15 protein-coding genes and 1 pseudogene are annotated in these 14,272 nt (G+C 69.6%); 15 read left to right on the top strand and 1 reads right to left on the bottom strand.

The annotated features are described in order from the left end of the window. Nucleotides 1-73 precede the first annotated feature (73 nt). Nucleotides 74-1,510 carry a hypothetical protein gene (locus E1285_RS12330; protein ID WP_132151313.1) on the bottom strand — a complete coding sequence of 479 codons (1,437 nt, stop codon included), beginning with the start codon at nt 1,508-1,510 and terminating at the stop codon, nt 74-76. Between the two features lie 768 nt (nt 1,511-2,278). On the opposite strand from E1285_RS12330, the gene E1285_RS45535 reads away from it, so the two are divergent. From E1285_RS45535 to E1285_RS45520, 15 genes and pseudogenes are all read left to right on the top strand, one after another. After that, a complete protein-coding gene (locus tag E1285_RS45535; protein ID WP_165966584.1) occupies nt 2,279-2,497 on the top strand; it encodes a hypothetical protein in 219 nt (72 codons plus the stop codon). Beyond that, nucleotides 2,494-3,330 carry an SAM-dependent methyltransferase gene (locus E1285_RS12325; protein WP_165966583.1) on the top strand — a complete coding sequence of 279 codons (837 nt, stop codon included), beginning with the start codon at nt 2,494-2,496 and terminating at the stop codon, nt 3,328-3,330. Before E1285_RS45535 ends, E1285_RS12325 begins: the two co-directional genes overlap by 4 nt. A 23-nt stretch (nt 3,331-3,353) precedes the next feature. Further along, on the top strand, nt 3,354-4,166 hold the full coding sequence (locus tag E1285_RS12320) for an SAM-dependent methyltransferase (RefSeq protein ID WP_165966582.1): 813 nt from the start codon (nt 3,354-3,356) through the stop codon (nt 4,164-4,166). Next, complete coding sequence (locus tag E1285_RS45530; RefSeq protein WP_165966581.1) at nt 4,163-4,312, top strand: hypothetical protein; 150 nt, start codon at nt 4,163-4,165, stop codon at nt 4,310-4,312. The genes E1285_RS12320 and E1285_RS45530 overlap by 4 nt, the downstream gene beginning before the upstream one ends. Next, nucleotides 4,309-5,214 carry an SAM-dependent methyltransferase gene (locus E1285_RS12315; protein WP_132151307.1) on the top strand — a complete coding sequence of 302 codons (906 nt, stop codon included), beginning with the start codon at nt 4,309-4,311 and terminating at the stop codon, nt 5,212-5,214. The genes E1285_RS45530 and E1285_RS12315 overlap by 4 nt, the downstream gene beginning before the upstream one ends. Further along, nucleotides 5,208-6,845: an ATP-binding protein gene (locus E1285_RS12310; RefSeq protein ID WP_132151305.1), complete on the top strand. Its 1,638-nt coding sequence runs from the start codon at nt 5,208-5,210 to the stop codon at nt 6,843-6,845. The genes E1285_RS12315 and E1285_RS12310 overlap by 7 nt, the downstream gene beginning before the upstream one ends. A 155-nt stretch (nt 6,846-7,000) precedes the next feature. Beyond that, nucleotides 7,001-7,561, top strand: coding sequence for a roadblock/LC7 domain-containing protein (locus E1285_RS12305; protein WP_165966580.1), 561 nt, complete (start codon nt 7,001-7,003; stop codon nt 7,559-7,561). Continuing rightward, nucleotides 7,551-8,027: a DUF742 domain-containing protein gene (locus tag E1285_RS12300; RefSeq protein WP_132151301.1), complete on the top strand. Its 477-nt coding sequence runs from the start codon at nt 7,551-7,553 to the stop codon at nt 8,025-8,027. Before E1285_RS12305 ends, E1285_RS12300 begins: the two co-directional genes overlap by 11 nt. Continuing rightward, nucleotides 8,024-8,611, top strand: coding sequence for an ATP/GTP-binding protein (locus E1285_RS12295; RefSeq protein WP_132151299.1), 588 nt, complete (start codon nt 8,024-8,026; stop codon nt 8,609-8,611). Before E1285_RS12300 ends, E1285_RS12295 begins: the two co-directional genes overlap by 4 nt. A 30-nt stretch (nt 8,612-8,641) precedes the next feature. Further along, nucleotides 8,642-9,289: a GAF domain-containing protein gene (locus E1285_RS12290; RefSeq protein ID WP_132151297.1), complete on the top strand. Its 648-nt coding sequence runs from the start codon at nt 8,642-8,644 to the stop codon at nt 9,287-9,289. A gap of 77 nt (nt 9,290-9,366) precedes the next feature. Continuing rightward, nucleotides 9,367-10,611, top strand: coding sequence for an acyl-CoA dehydrogenase family protein (locus E1285_RS12285; protein WP_132151295.1), 1,245 nt, complete (start codon nt 9,367-9,369; stop codon nt 10,609-10,611). Between the two features lie 170 nt (nt 10,612-10,781). Then, a pseudogene (locus E1285_RS12280) lies at nt 10,782-10,940 on the top strand (BldC family transcriptional regulator); the annotation flags it as partial. A gap of 596 nt (nt 10,941-11,536) precedes the next feature. Beyond that, on the top strand, nt 11,537-13,036 hold the full coding sequence (locus E1285_RS12275) for a S53 family peptidase (RefSeq protein ID WP_132151293.1): 1,500 nt from the start codon (nt 11,537-11,539) through the stop codon (nt 13,034-13,036). 114 nt (nt 13,037-13,150) lie between these two features. After that, the gene (locus tag E1285_RS45525; protein WP_165966579.1) at nt 13,151-13,669 is read left to right on the top strand and encodes a hypothetical protein; all 519 of its coding nucleotides are present in this window, start codon (nt 13,151-13,153) and stop codon (nt 13,667-13,669) included. A 68-nt stretch (nt 13,670-13,737) separates the two neighbouring features. After that, nucleotides 13,738-14,272: NYN domain-containing protein (locus E1285_RS45520; RefSeq protein WP_165966578.1), on the top strand; the 535-nt coding region annotated here is incomplete at its 3' end.

Genomic DNA, 14,272 nt, shown 5'->3' with positions numbered 1-14,272 from the left:
GACCCACCCAAGCGAAGCTGAGCGCCGATGGCGGCACCCATCTGCCCTGGGTGCAGCAGGCCGATAATCCTCGTCACGCGTTGACCTCCGCCTGGGGCAGGCTCAGGCTCTGCCGAGAGTAGTGGATGTAGTCATGCAACTCCTCGCGAACTTCACGCAGTGGCTGAATAGCACGACAGGCCGGTTGCTCCAGAATCGCGGTGAGTTGCAGCATGCGTCGCACTATGATCTCGATGCGCCTTCGCTGCATGGCAGAGAAGACAGGACGCAAGTTCGCCTCGATCCCATCGTGTTCACCACGCAGAAGCCGCGCGGTGGCCAGATCTAGGAGGGTTAGACTCATTTCTCCACTGCGTCGACGCTCGTCCGCTTCTACTCCGTAGAGCTCCAAGGCGCTGAGTGCAGCGTCTTCGGCTTGGGCGGCACGTTCCCTCATCCCCAAGCCGATGTGCGCGGAGGCGGTCCAGAACCATGACTTCGCTTGGGGGAAGGTCAGGATACCCGGAAATTCATCGCGTTGATCGTCCTGGCGCAGCTCTTCGACTTTGCGCAACGAGGCATCGGCCTTGCTTATCTCGCCCAGCTGCGCCAACGCGCGGGCGCGAATGCCATAGGCGCGAAGCAATGTTGTTCCCTGTGCGCCGGTGAAGCTGCAGGCATATGCTGCATGTTCTGCTGCATCGTGGGGGCGACCGTCCCAGTAGGCGATGAGCGCGTGCAAGCTCCTTGACCATGCGCGCAGGGTTGCATCCCCCACTAGTTCGGCGTGGAGGTCGGAGACGCGAAGGTGGGTCTGCGCTGCGGCCATGCCACCAAGATCAAAGCTGGCGTTGGCCATGACGACTGACAACCAGCCCGCGATGCGGTGCAAGTCATGGATCTGCATGGGTCTGTGGCACTGCTCGCGCAGGGTCCACGCCCGTAGACGCAGTTCCTTTGCCCTCATCAGTGTCGGCAGGACGGGGGTATAGGGGTAGGCGCCGGCCACGGCATGCAGCGCGGCTTCCAACTCGTCGATGGTGTAGGACCCGATGGGGGTGTCCATGCGGGCCCCGTAGCGTTGGGATTCCTCGGCACACACCGCCACGGCCTGCTCGGGCATCAACGGCCGCGCATGTTCCTGCCGAACAGACTGGGCCTCTACTTGGCGGTAACTGGGAGCAAAGCCGAGACACACAGCATCGCTCGCAAAGAAACGCGAGAGCAGGTCGAGGTTGTGCGGCCCCGGACGGCTGCCGGCCTCCCAGTTCTGCCAGCTCCGAATGTCAAGCCCGGTTGCAGAATGTCCTTGCTCGATCTGCCACCGACGAATGGCGTCTACCGCGTCATCGACGCGCCGCCAGCCGTGGGCCAGCCGCATCGATTTGAACCGCGTGTGATGACAGTGCTGTCGAATCTGGTCAGCCAGCCCGTGTGGATCAACCTCCTCCTGCCCGCGCTCGGCTAGGACTCGTGCGCGCAAGTCCAGGGCGCACTGGATCGGGTGCGGCTCACGGCTGCTGTCGGACATCATCCTCGCCTTCGCCGGAGGTCAAGGCCACGACCAGATTCTACTTCGAAGAGCCTCATTCCGCATCTACTGAAATAATCATTCACCACTTGTGAACTATTTTTTCGCCGAGAGCGCGAACGATCTTCACCCCTCTGGAAATTAACTCTCGCTAGATGCCCTCAGAGCACACCTGGTCTAATCCTTGAGAATCAGGCATCTCCGCAGCAGAGAAGGCGGTCTCATGGGTCCCCGAGCCAGGACGTTTGCTGGCAGGCCGGTCAGTTTTGTCTCGGCTCGTCAACGGGGTGTCGACGTTCTGCGTGAAGTGGACTGTGGCGATGAATCACTGGAGGCCGCCGCCCACCCTTCGCAGGGCCACTCAGGGCGAGCGCGGCGTCAGGGAACCGTCCTTAAGAACCGCCCCTCTCGGGTCCTTCGCTTCGTCCGTATTGAGGACCCGACGATAAGTCGGTTCCCGTGCAGAAACCGCTCCGCCATCGACGCCGGCCAGCCGAGCGTGGGGCCTGTATGTGGCTTTCTGCTCGGCGGCAAGGGGCAACTACCCGCCGACCGCAAGTTCGTGGAGCTCACACTCACTCCGGCTAATCCGCCTGCGGCCGTCCTCGCAAGTCCGGTCCTGTCGGTATCCCCACACTCACCAAGAGAAGCATCCCGCCCCGCGCGGAAGTGTCACTGGGTGTGCTCCCTCCCCTGGATGGGCCGTTCGCACCAGGCCCGCACGTTGCCGTGACCTCTCCACGCCGAAATCTACATAGGAACCGCGTCATGCCCGCACTCAAACTCCTCTCCGTGGACGTCGCCAAGGCTGTGCTGAGGCAGGATTTCCCCGGCTGGCGGATCATCGTGTCCGACGAAGGCCGCTGGTGGGGCCAGCTCTGGCCGTTGCCCCGCGACCAGTTCAACCGTGTGAACCTGGTCGACGCCGACACCGCCGAGGGCCTTCGCGCCGAACTCGCCCGGGCCGTGGCCGGGAGCCCACGGTGACCGACCAGGAGTTGACGCCGGGAGGGGCGCTGGATTTCTCTCAGGCCAGCCCGGCTCGGACCTACAACGCGCTGCTGAAGGGCCGGACGGCGTACGCGGCGGACCGGGAGGCGGCCGACAAGGTGCTCGCGATGGCGCCCGACGCGCAGCTGGTTGCGCGGGAGAACTTCCGGTTCGCCGGCCGTGCTGCTGCATGGGCGGTGGCCGAGTTCGGGATCGGGCAGGCCGCCGATATCGGGGTCGGTGTCTTGGACGCCGATATCGAGCTGCCCAGCGTGGAGGACTGCGTCCGTCAGGTTGACCCCGAGGCCCGGGTGGTCGCCTTTGACAACGATCCGGTGGTCCTGGCCCACGCTCGCAGCGGCCGCAGCTACGGGCGCGTTCTGCACGGTGATGTCACCGACCTGGACACCGTCTTCGGTAACCCCGAGCTGGGCGATGCCCTGGACCTGTCGGCCCCGCTGCTCGTGGTGCTGGCCGCGGTACTTCATTTCGTCGCCGAGCCCGCCGCGGTGATGGCCGAGCTCGGGCGGCGGCTGGCGCCCGGCAGTGTGGTGGTGCTGTCCCACGCGACCACGACCGACACCGAGACGCGCCGTGTCGCCGGCATGACCAAGGCCTACGACAACGCCTCCAGCCATATCCGGTTCCGGCCCGAAGAGGAGATTGTGGGGCTGGTCGATGGCTGGGACCTGGTCGATCCTCCCGGGCTGTGTGATGTGGCCGAATGGGGGCTGCCCGAACCGCACGACGGCCAGGTGGGTGAGCACGTCCGGGTTGTCGGCCTGGTCGCGGTCCGCCCCGACCACCACGGCCAGGGGCGGAAGCGATGACGCCCCATGCTGACCACCAGCCGGTGCTCGACGACGAGTCCGTGGTCGTGACTTCCGCCAGGGTGTGGAACTACCTGCGCGGCGGAAACGACGACTACCTCATCGACCGCAATCCGGTCGATGAGGCCTTGGGGGCGTGCCCGGAACTGCCGGAGGTTGCAGTGCACTCCGGGCGGTTCGTGGCACGCGCGCTGGATCATCTGGTCGGCCGGTGCGGTGTCGGGCAGGTGCTGGATGTCGGTGCGGGCATTCCGTTGGGCGACGCGCTGGGGTCGTGCACGCACCGGATCGCGCAGCGGATCAATCCGGCGGTGCGGGTGGTGTATGTCGACACCGATCCGCTGGTGCTCGCCTCCTGCCGGGCTTTGTGCTGCGGCGATACCGGTCGCGGTCCGGTCAGCGCGGTCGAGGCCGACGTGCGTGATCCGCGGGAGCTGTTGCGGCGGGTGGAGCGGGTGCTGGATCTGGCCGAGCCGGTCGTGGTGGTGGCGGCGCATGTGCTGACCCATCTGTCCCACGAAGGTGCGGCAGCGGTCGCCCAGGGGCTGGTCACCCCGTTGGCCACGGGCAGCTATCTGGTGGTTGCTGAACCGATGGCCGGGCTGCAGGGAGAGCCGGTCCAGGCGGCGCTGGATGCGATGGCCGCATTCGGTGCGCCCGCTGCTTACGCCCGCACGCTGTTGGAAGTGCGCGAACTGCTCCCGGGGCTGCGGCATCTGGACCCTGGCGTGGTGCCGGTGTCGTGGTGGCGCCCTGACCAGCCGGTGGAGCAGGAGCCCTTCGTCCCGGCTCTGGGTGGTGTGGGGCAGCGGATGCCGCGCGGGTGGTGGCGATGACCGCCGGCCGGTATGACCACCAAGAGGGCGCCCGCATCACCGACACCGACCAGGCGCGTCACCTCGTCGACTGGTGGGCGCACTACCTGCCGGCCGGGTCCTGCATAGCGATCCGCGGCGGCGCCGGGGCGGGGAGGGGGTCATGACCGGTGGCGCGTATTTCAGCTGGGACCCGCATCTTCCCGACACTCCCGGTTTCGACTGGGCCGCGGCCAAGCGTGACCTTTGCGGCTTCGATACCGCTACGCCGTCAATGAGCCGTGTCTGGCATTTCTGGCTCGGGGGGAAGGACCGCTATTCGGCTGACCGGTGTTTCGGCGAGTACGCCGAGGCGCTGTATCCGCAGATCGTGGACGTGGCGCACCACCGGATCGCGTTCCGGGCGCGTGCGGTGCGGGCCATGGTCGGCGAGTACGGCATCGGCCAGATCCTGGTGGCCGGGGTCGATCTGCCGTTGCGGGATGAGGTCCACGACATCGCGCACCGGCTCGATCCGCTGGTGCGCGTGGTGTACGCCGATGCCGACCCCTGGGTCATGGTGCATGCCAGGGCGTTGCTGGATTCTGGCTGGGCGGACGGTTGCGTGCACCTGGACGCCGGGCCGGCCGATCCTGAGGTGCTGCTGAGCAGGGCCGCGGAGGTTGTGTACTTGGCCGAGCCGGTCGGGGTGCTGCTGATCAACAGCCTGGACGGTCTGGATGACCCCGTGGCCGCGCACGTCATCGGGGTGCTGGGCGGTGCGCTGCCGCACGGGAGCTGTGTCGCGATCTGTCAGCTGACCGGTCAGACCGGTGAAGGGCTGGCCGCCCTGGGGTCTTTGGGGGCCAGGCGGATTCCCGGTCTGCCGCATGCCCGCACTCCCGCCGGTGTGCGGGCGCTGTTCGCCGGGTTGGAGCTGGTCGGGCCGGGCGTGGTGTCGGCCTCGCAGTGGCGGCCCGAGCCCTCCCCGTGGCAGCCGGGGCCGGTCGATCTGTGGTGCGGCCTCGGCCGGGTTATGCGTGATCGGGCCCACTGGCCCGCTACGACCTCCGGAGCGATGCGATGGTGACATCAGACTCTGCCAATCTCGTCTCCTCCAGCGGCGGCCGGGAGCTCGTCCAGCAGCCCGAGCACGCACATGCGCTGGCCGATCGCCTCACCGCCCGGGGCCTGCGCGCCTCGGGCGCACCGCACCGGGGGAGCCCGGCGGGTGCGATGGCCGTCTCGGCGCAGCGCGTGGACGTCCACCCATACGCGGGGCGATTGGTGGTGCTGCTCCCGGGCCCCCGCGATGACGATGGCCTGTTGTGGCATTGGCCGCGGCTCTACACCAGGTACGAGCACACCGGGGCGCACTGGTTCCAGCCGTTCGCTCCGGCCTGGGCCTATGACGCCACCGCCGCATTGATCGAGGCGGCGATCGAGGCGGACCTTCGCCGCCGTGGCCGCTGGGAGCACACCTCGGCCGCGGGGGCGGGTGAGGACGCTGAGTTCGAGCGGCAGTTCCTCGCCCGGATGGGGCGGCCGCTGCATCTGCTGATCCACCGCACCTTGGTGTTGCTGGACTCGGTGGAGCGGGAGGTGGAGGACACGGTCCTGCTGCACGAGCTGTTCAAGATCGATCATTTGACGACGCGGGCTTTGCGGGGGGTGGAACGCCAGGCGGTGCTGGGTGGTGCGACGGCGCGGCAGGTGAACCAGCCGCTGCTGCTGGGCAAGGTGATGCGTCAGGCGGTCGCGCAGATCGAGCAGTACGGGCGGGTGCGGGTTCAGGTGCCGCCCCCGCAGGTGGAGGCGGACCTGCCGGGGTACGCCGGCCCGGAGATCGGGCTGCTGCTGGCCGAGCTGGTGGAGAACGCCACCAAGTTCTCTCCGCCCGGTACCCAGGTGCAGATGGTGGCGGTCCCGGCCGCCGACGGGGTGAGCATCGAGATCACCGACCGGGGGCCGCTGGCGATGTCGGCCGACCAGTACGCGGCGCTGAACCGGCTGCTGGCCGACCCCGACACCGTCGGTCTGCGCGAGCAGATCATCGCCGGGCCGATCGGGCTGCTGGTGGTGTCCCGGCTCGCGCAACGCCACGGCATCCAGGTCACGCTGCGCCCGGCCGAGCCGGAAGGGACGCAGGCTACGGTCACCATCCCGGCCGCGCTGCTCACGGCGCCCCGGCCCGCCGCACTGCGGCCGGCCACCGCTCCTGCGGCCGCACCTGCCGGGAACAGCGGCGCCCGCGCGCACCTGCCCCGCGGTACCGTCCGGTCACCCCTCGGACCGGCGACCTCCCCCCCGACCGCTCCGCCGGAGGGCGCGGTCATACCGCCGACCGCGCCCCCGGACATCCACGACCTCGCCCCCGCCCACAGTGAGGTCGAGGCACGGCCCGTGCTTCCCCAGCGCTCTCGACGGCGCCGTCCGGAGGGCCCGGCGGAAGCCGAGGACGGCCAACAAACCGCCAGTCACGCGGCCACGAGTCAGGCGGGCGGGCAGGGCCCAGAGCGGAAAAGCGGGCCCAAGCGGGGACCGGTGCCTGGCCTGCTGGCCGACTTCGCCGGGGCGGCCCGCCCTCGCCCGCAGGCCGATGACCCGGCTGACCAGGGACCTGGGAACTCCGCGTCCCCAAGCGCCCAGCCCGCCACCCCGCCGGTCGACCCGCCGGTCGACCCGGCGGTCGACCCGGCAACCGGGCATCCGCCGATATGACCACGCGACCAGTAACCCGTCCCCCTGCTGATCGGCCGCTCCCAGCCGTATCCGCCGACCTCTACCAGGAGAGTTCCTCGATGACGATCCCCCCGACCACTGCCGCGTCGCCTCCGACCGCTCTCGCCGGACCCGGGAGCGCGCCGGCGGGTGTATTGAGACAGGACCTGGGATGGCTGCTGGACAACTTCCGCGCCGAAGTGACCGGTACCCAGGCCGCGTTCCTGCTGGGGCGGGACGGGTTGGTGCTCGCGGTCTCCGGCCTGACCACTGACGAGGCCGACGTTGCCGCCGCGGTGTCCGCGGCGCTGTACTCCGCCGCCGCGGCTTCCGGAAAGATCACTTCCCTGCAAGACGACGACGTCCAGCAGGTCGTCGTCGAGCGCAATGCCGGATACACGATCTTGATGAGAACCCCCGGCCAGCACCCCGACGCCCCGGCCGATCGCGGTACCGGCGCCGCCGGGGATCTGACGGCACCGCAGGCCGAGCGTGCGGTGGTCGGGTGCGTGCTGGGCGTGCTGGCCGAACCCGACGCCCACACCGGCCTGGTCGCGAACGGGATGGCCACCTTGATCGGCAGCGTCGCCCGGCACCTGGGCACCGCGACCCGCCCCAGCACGCCCAGCACCGACACCCTCTTCACGCCGGAGAACTCCAGCAACGCCCCGGTGGAAGCCGCGGGCGAGAACGGGGGGTCCGGCGATGAGCAGTGACCCCCGCCCCGGCGCACAACCGGGCGCCCAGGCGAGTGCCCGGCGCGGTGCTCAGGTGTCGCCGGTCTCCCAGGCGTGGGTCGATCAGGATGTACAGCAGCTCCGGCCCTACGTGGTCGTGGCCGATGGCCGCGCCGCCCCCCGGCACCAGATGCGGGTGGACACGGTACTGACCGCCACCAACACCGCCAGAACCAGCACCGATCGCACCGGCACCGGCGGGGCGGGGGGCTTGGTGCCCGAGGCCGCGCACGCCCTCGGGCTGTGCCGCGCGGGCGGCTGCTCGGTCGCCGAGATCGCCGCCACCATCGACCAGCCCATCCTGGTCACCAAGACGCTCCTGTCGAACCTGATCGACGACGGCGCACTGGTCATCGCGCTGCCCGCCGCACAGCCCGACCTCGACACCGGACGCCCGAGCCCGCACCTGCTGCAGGCGCTGCTGGAGGGCCTGAAAGCCTCATGACCTCACTGTCACCTGAGCGGGCTTGCGCGGGCGACCGGATCGCGCTGAAGATCCTCATCACCGGCGGTTTCGGCGCCGGGAAGACGACCATGGTCGGCGCGCTCAGCGAAATCACGCCGCTGAACACCGAGGAACGCCTCACTGCCGCCAGCGCGCACGTCGACTCGCTGACCGGGGTGGACGGCAAGACCACCACCACGGTGTCGCTGGACTTCGGTCGCCGCACCTTCACCAAGCCGCTGCCGATGACGCTGTTCCTGTTCGGCACCCCCGGCCAGGACCGGTTCGACTTCATGTGGGACGAGCTGGCCTGCAACGCGGTCGGCGGGGTCGTGCTGGCCGACACCCGCCGCCTGGCCGATGCCTTCCCCGCGCTCGACTTCTTCGAACAGCGCCGCGTCCCGTTCGTCGTGGCGGTCAACCAGTTCGACGGCGCCGCCTTCCACTACCCCGCCGATGTGGTCCGCACGGCGCTCGACCTGCCCGCCGAGGTACCGGTGGTGGACTGCGACGCCCGCGATCCCCACTCGGCCAAGACGGTGCTGATCACCTTGGTCGCCCACGCCCTGGCCGCCCGCACCTGAACCCCGAACCCCCCTTTCTGGGAGCCACCTGTGCCTGACGACACCCCCACCGGCACCACCGGGGCCGACACCGAGCTTCACCAACGGATCCAGCTGCTGACCGACCTGGGCCTCGGCGAGGCCACCGACAGGTTCGACGCCTTCGCCGCCGACCTGGCCCGATCGTTCGCCGCCCAGCTCGGCGCAGGCGCCGAAACCCCCTACGCCATGGTCAACCTGGTCACCCACGAACAGCAGTTCATCGGGCTGCACTGCCCGGCCGGCAAACCCCCGGTCGGGCGGACCATGTCCCGCGAGCACGGCTACTGCCCCGAAGTCGTCGAACGCCGCAACGCCCTGGTGCTGCCCGACGTGTACGCCCACCCCCGCTTCGCCGGCAACCCCGTGGTCGACCAGATCGGGATCCGCACCTACGCCGGCGCTCCACTCATCGATCCACTCACCGGCATCCTCCTCGGAACCGTGTGCACCGTCGGAACCACCGGCCTGCCCCTGGACACCGGGGAACCCTCTCGCGTCCTCATCAAAGAGCGCGCCGCCCGGTTCTTGAAATTCATCGGCCGCACCATTACCCCCAGCACCCGCCGGCACGCCAACCGCCATTCCAACCGCGGCACCGGCGACCCAACCAGCCACCCAACCGGCCACGGCACCACCGCCACTCCAGCCCCTGGCTAGCGGCGGCAACCAGGGGTGATGACGTCTGCCGGGTCCGACCGTCCGGCAGCAAGCTCCACGACGGAAAGGGGACGTCCGTGTTGTTCGAGACCGATGACCACCAGCGACTCCGCCAGCAAGTGCGTGACTTCGCCGAGGGCGAGGTCACGCCCCACGTGGCCCGCTTGGAATCCTCCGCCGCCGTCGACACCATCCTGCCCACCCTGATCGCCGAGCAAGGGTGGATCGGAGTGACCATCCCCCGCGAGTACGGCGGCATGGCCGCCGGGCACCTCGCCAAAACCATCATCATCGAGGAGCTGTCCCGGGTGAGCGGAGCGGCGGGCGCCATCGCGCAGGCGTCACAGCTTGGCGTCGCCAAAATCCTGCACTTCGGCACCGAACAGCAGAAACAGCAGTGGCTGCCGAGGATCGCCGCCGGCACCTGCCTGCCCACCATCGCCACCACCGAAGCAGGATCGGGCGGCCACGTGCTTGGGATGCAGGCCACTGCCCAGCGCGATGGCGACCACTACATTCTCAACGGCTCCAAGAAGTTCGTCGGCAACTCCCATGTGGGCCATGTCCACGGCGTCATCGTCCGCACCGGCGGCGCCGACACCCGGCCCTCCAAGAGTCTGTCGGCGTTCCTGGTCGAGGCCGACCGGCCCGGCATCCGGCTCGTCGAGCACCAGCCCGCGATGGGCCTGCACGGGTTCTCCTTCGGAGACATCGAGTTCAACGACGTCGCCGTCCCGGCAGCCAACCGGCTCGGCAACGAGGGCGACGGCCTGCACGTCGCCTACTCCTCCAGCGTCCTGTACGGGCGCCCCAACCTGACCGCGGTCTCGCTCGGTATCCACCAGGCCGCTCTGGACTCGACCGTCGCCTTCGTCAAAGAACGACGCCGCTACGGCGCTCCGCTGGCCGACCTGCCCACAATCCAGCACAAGGTCGGGCTGATGCACCACCGGCTCATCACCGCGCGGCAGACCGCCTACCACGCCGTGCACCTACTCGATCGGGGCGACCCCTGCGACGGCAAGCTGATGAGCAGCAAATACGGCAACGTCGAGGCCGCGATGGACTCCGTTCGCACCGCGATGGAAGTCCACGCCGCCGCCGGGCTGCGCACCGACCGGCCACTAGAGCGGTACTACCGCGACGCCGCCTGCATCTACGCCCCCGCTGGAACCGGCGACATCCAACTCCTGCGCTTGGCCGAAACCGCTCTCGGTGACGACCGCGGCCAGTGGTCCGAACGCCTCGCTCACCTGACCGCCTTGGCCCCGCAGGCTCCACATTCAGCCACCTCCACAGCCACCAGGGAGCACGCCGCATAAACCCACGCCTCGCACCTACCCACTGATCCATCGGCCCGGAGAGACCCACCACAATCCGCCGCCGAGCCGAGCCGCCGTGTGGCCCGCAGACCGAAACCAGACCCCACCCGGTCCCGGGCCGCACGGCACCCCCCACCCATCGAATCTCGACAACGAAGCACAACGAGTCCATGACTGCACCTGACCTGCTCACCCCCGCCGAAGTCGCCGATCTATTCCGCGTCGACTCCAAGACCGTCACCCGTTGGGCCAAGCGACACAAACTGACCTCGATCCAAACCCTGGGCGGCCACCGCCGCTACCGCGCCGCCGAGGTCTACGCGCTACTGGACAGCGAACGCTGGTCGGGGCGCCAAGCCCCGGTGACGACGCTGATCGATACCCACTACGACGGCGACCCCGAACGCGCGCTCAGGGACCTGGCCCGCCGTTACGGCATCGCGATCGCCGTCCTGGACCGCGCTTGGTTCACCCAGATCACCGGACGCGACCTCACCGACGGCGAGTGGGCGCTCATCACCGCCGAACTCGCCGCATCCAGCGACGCCCTGCCCGAGGTGTGCGCCGAGCTGATCACCCACCTCGCCACAGCATCAGGCGCAGCACAAACCTCCGCCGAGCCGTTCCAACCAGCCGACCCGGACCAGGCTGTTCACCGGCCCGGTGCCGCAGACGACGCCGATTCAGCACACCCACCCGATACGCCTGCTCTCCGCGCGTCCTGGACTCGGCCGGGCATCCCGGCGGTCAGGGGCACGGCCCCTCCTCCTGACCCGCCACGCCACCGACCCCACCACCCGGCGTACCACGGTGGGCATCCCACCGTCCATGCCTCACGGCCCCATCGGCGCCGCCCGCTCCCTCGACCCCGGGACGCCCCCGCGTCCTGGCCGTTCCACCAAGAATCCGACCAAGAAAGAGACACGTGACCCCTCGATCAACCCCCCGACGGCTGGCCGCCGGCCTTGCGGCCGCAGCCCTGCTGGCGGCCGGTGCCGCCATGGCGATCGGGACCGCCGCACCCGCAGACGGCACCCCGGCGAACGGCGCACTGGTGAACGACGTCTCCCCGCGGCCCATGCTGCTGGACCGCGGGCTGATCTCCACGCTGGACATCGCCGCCGACCCGGCCACGCCGCGCGCCGGCACGACAAGCCGCACCATCACCTCGACCACCACCCCGGCGCCCCAATCGGAACCCCAGTCGGTGGCCCAGCCGGTGCCGCCGTCGCAGTGCCTGGAGCTCTACGGCACTACGGGCTGCTACGGCCCGCCGCAGATCAACCGTGCCTACGGCGTCGACCGGCTCCACCGTCGGGGCCTGACCGGCGCGGGCCGCACCGTCGTGGTCCCGATCTGCTACCACAACCCCCACCTGCGCACCGATGTGGCCGCCTACTCGCGGCACTGGGGACTGCCCCCGGCCAACCTGGAAGTGCTCCAATACGGCGACGTGCCGACCGCCGACCCCGGCGACCTCGGGCAGGCCGCATGCGCGGCCGAGGCCGCCGTCGATGTCCAGTCGGTGCACGCCATCGCCCCGGCCGCGCGCATCATCGTGGTGGAGACCGGTGTCAACCAGACCGGCGGAACCGCCGGGCTGGACGAGCTGATCGGCGCGATCGGATGGGTCACCCGGCACCGCCGAGTAGACGCCGTCACCATGTCCTGGGGCGCCTACGAGGCCAACTTCCCCGAGCAGGCCGGACGGAAGGACGACTACCGGCTGCTCACCGACCTGCGCGGCCCCCTCAAAGCGGCGCACCGGTGCGGGGCCACGCTGATCGCTTCCTCGGGCAATACCGGACCGACCGGACCGAACCTGACCGGAACCGCGCTCTACTCGCACCCCACGGTGGCTTGGCCCGCGTCCGACCCGCTGGTCACCGCGGTGGGCGGCACCCGCGTCCACCTCGACGACAACGGCCGCCGCACCGCACCCGACCAGGTGTGGGACGACGAAGGCGGAGTCGCCACCGGCGCCGGACGCTCAGCGGTGTTCCCCCGCCCGGCCTACCAGCGCCGCGTCGCCCGCGTGACCGGTGACCGGCGCGGCAGCGTCGACGTCGCACTGAACGCCAGCGGCAAGGCCCGCGAATGGTTCTACAGCACCTACAACCCCCTGGCCGGACAGGAGCCTGGATGGATCCGGGTCGCCGGAACCTCGATCGCCGCACCCAAACTCGCCGGGATCGTCGCGCTCGCCGCCCAGCGCGCCGGGCACCCGCTCGGTGACATCCACCGCGCCCTGTACGCCGCGCCCGGCTCACCCCGGCACGGCCTACACGACCTGACCACCGGCACCAACACCGCCAACGGTGTGGACGGGTTCGCCGCCCGCCGCGGATACGACCTGCCCTCCGGCGTCGGAACCATCGCCAACGCTGGCCGCCTGGTCAACGCCCTCGCCCGCACCGCCCACTGACGACCCTGTTTCGCATCGCACGACCGGCCGCGCCTTCCGCGGCCGGTCCTGCGGCCCGCACCCCCGGACCGAACACCACCTAGCCCTTCAGTCCCTTTGGAATGAGAGCCCGGTATGGCCAAACCGCGTTCAACGAGCAAGCCCGGCATCCGCACCCGGTGCCAGGAAGTCATTGACGTCACCGTCGGTGATCACTTCAGGGGTTACGAGGCGTTCGCCGCGCTGCTGGCCCGGCCCGACTTCCCCAGTACCGGGCCGGTGATGGCCGAAGTCTTCGCCGATTCCATCCAGCGTGGATGCCGGGCGCTGGGCGCCGTCACCAGCGGCGGTCTTCCCGACGTGGACCGGTTTCTGCCCGACGAGCGCAAGAGTGCCGCGCTCGCCAGCGATGCGGTGGGCGGCATGCCGGCACAGACCATGAGCGAGGTCCGCAGGATGCACCGCACCAACGCCCGCACCACCCGGGAACTGGTCGAGGCTTTCGCCGCGCACGGCCCCGAACAAGCCAGCAAGCTCTACCGGCAGGCCGCCGCCGAAGGCAATGGCGAGGACCTTCTGATGATGCTGTGGGCGGCCGCGATCACCGTGCAACGCCAGGTGAAAGCCGCCAATGCGGGCGGCGCGCAGAGCTAACGGAGCCCCCAGGCCCCCGAGCCGCTGGTCACCCGAACCGCATCCCCGTCAGGAAGACCGTTCCGCATATGAGCCAGGACCTTCACCACCAACCCGTCACCCCCCGCGTCCGTATCGGCGTCTTCTACGACGGAGCGTTCCTCGCGCCGCTAACGCACTACTACCAGCACCACCACCAGACGCGACGGCGCATCGAACTGGAAGGACTCCACGAAGAACTCTGCCGCTACGCCTCCACGCTGGTCGGCCACCCCATCGCCGAGATCGACGTCGCCGAAGCCCACCACTTCCAAGGGCTCGGCCAGCCCGCCCCGGCCGCGTTCACCGCCGTGCTGGACCGGCTGAAAATCCAGCGCCACGAACTGCCGTTCAACCACGGCAGGAACGGCGGCGAACCCGAGGGCCTGGCCGTGGAGTTCGCGCTCACCTGCTACGAAGCAGCCACGGAGATACCCCTCGACATGGCGGTCTTGATCACCGGCGACCCCGGCTACGTCCCCCTGGTCACCTGGCTGACCGAGGACGACGTCCCCGTCGTCATCCCCAGCGTCCACCTGACCTTCCCCAGCCGCAGCGGGCACCCGCAATACCTGGCCACCGCCC

This window comes from Actinomadura sp. 7K507 (genome assembly GCF_004348425.1).
Lineage (GTDB): Bacteria > Actinomycetota > Actinomycetes > Streptosporangiales > Streptosporangiaceae > Spirillospora.
Note: the sequence above shows the minus strand (reverse complement) of the source record. Positions and strands in the feature narration are given on the sequence as shown.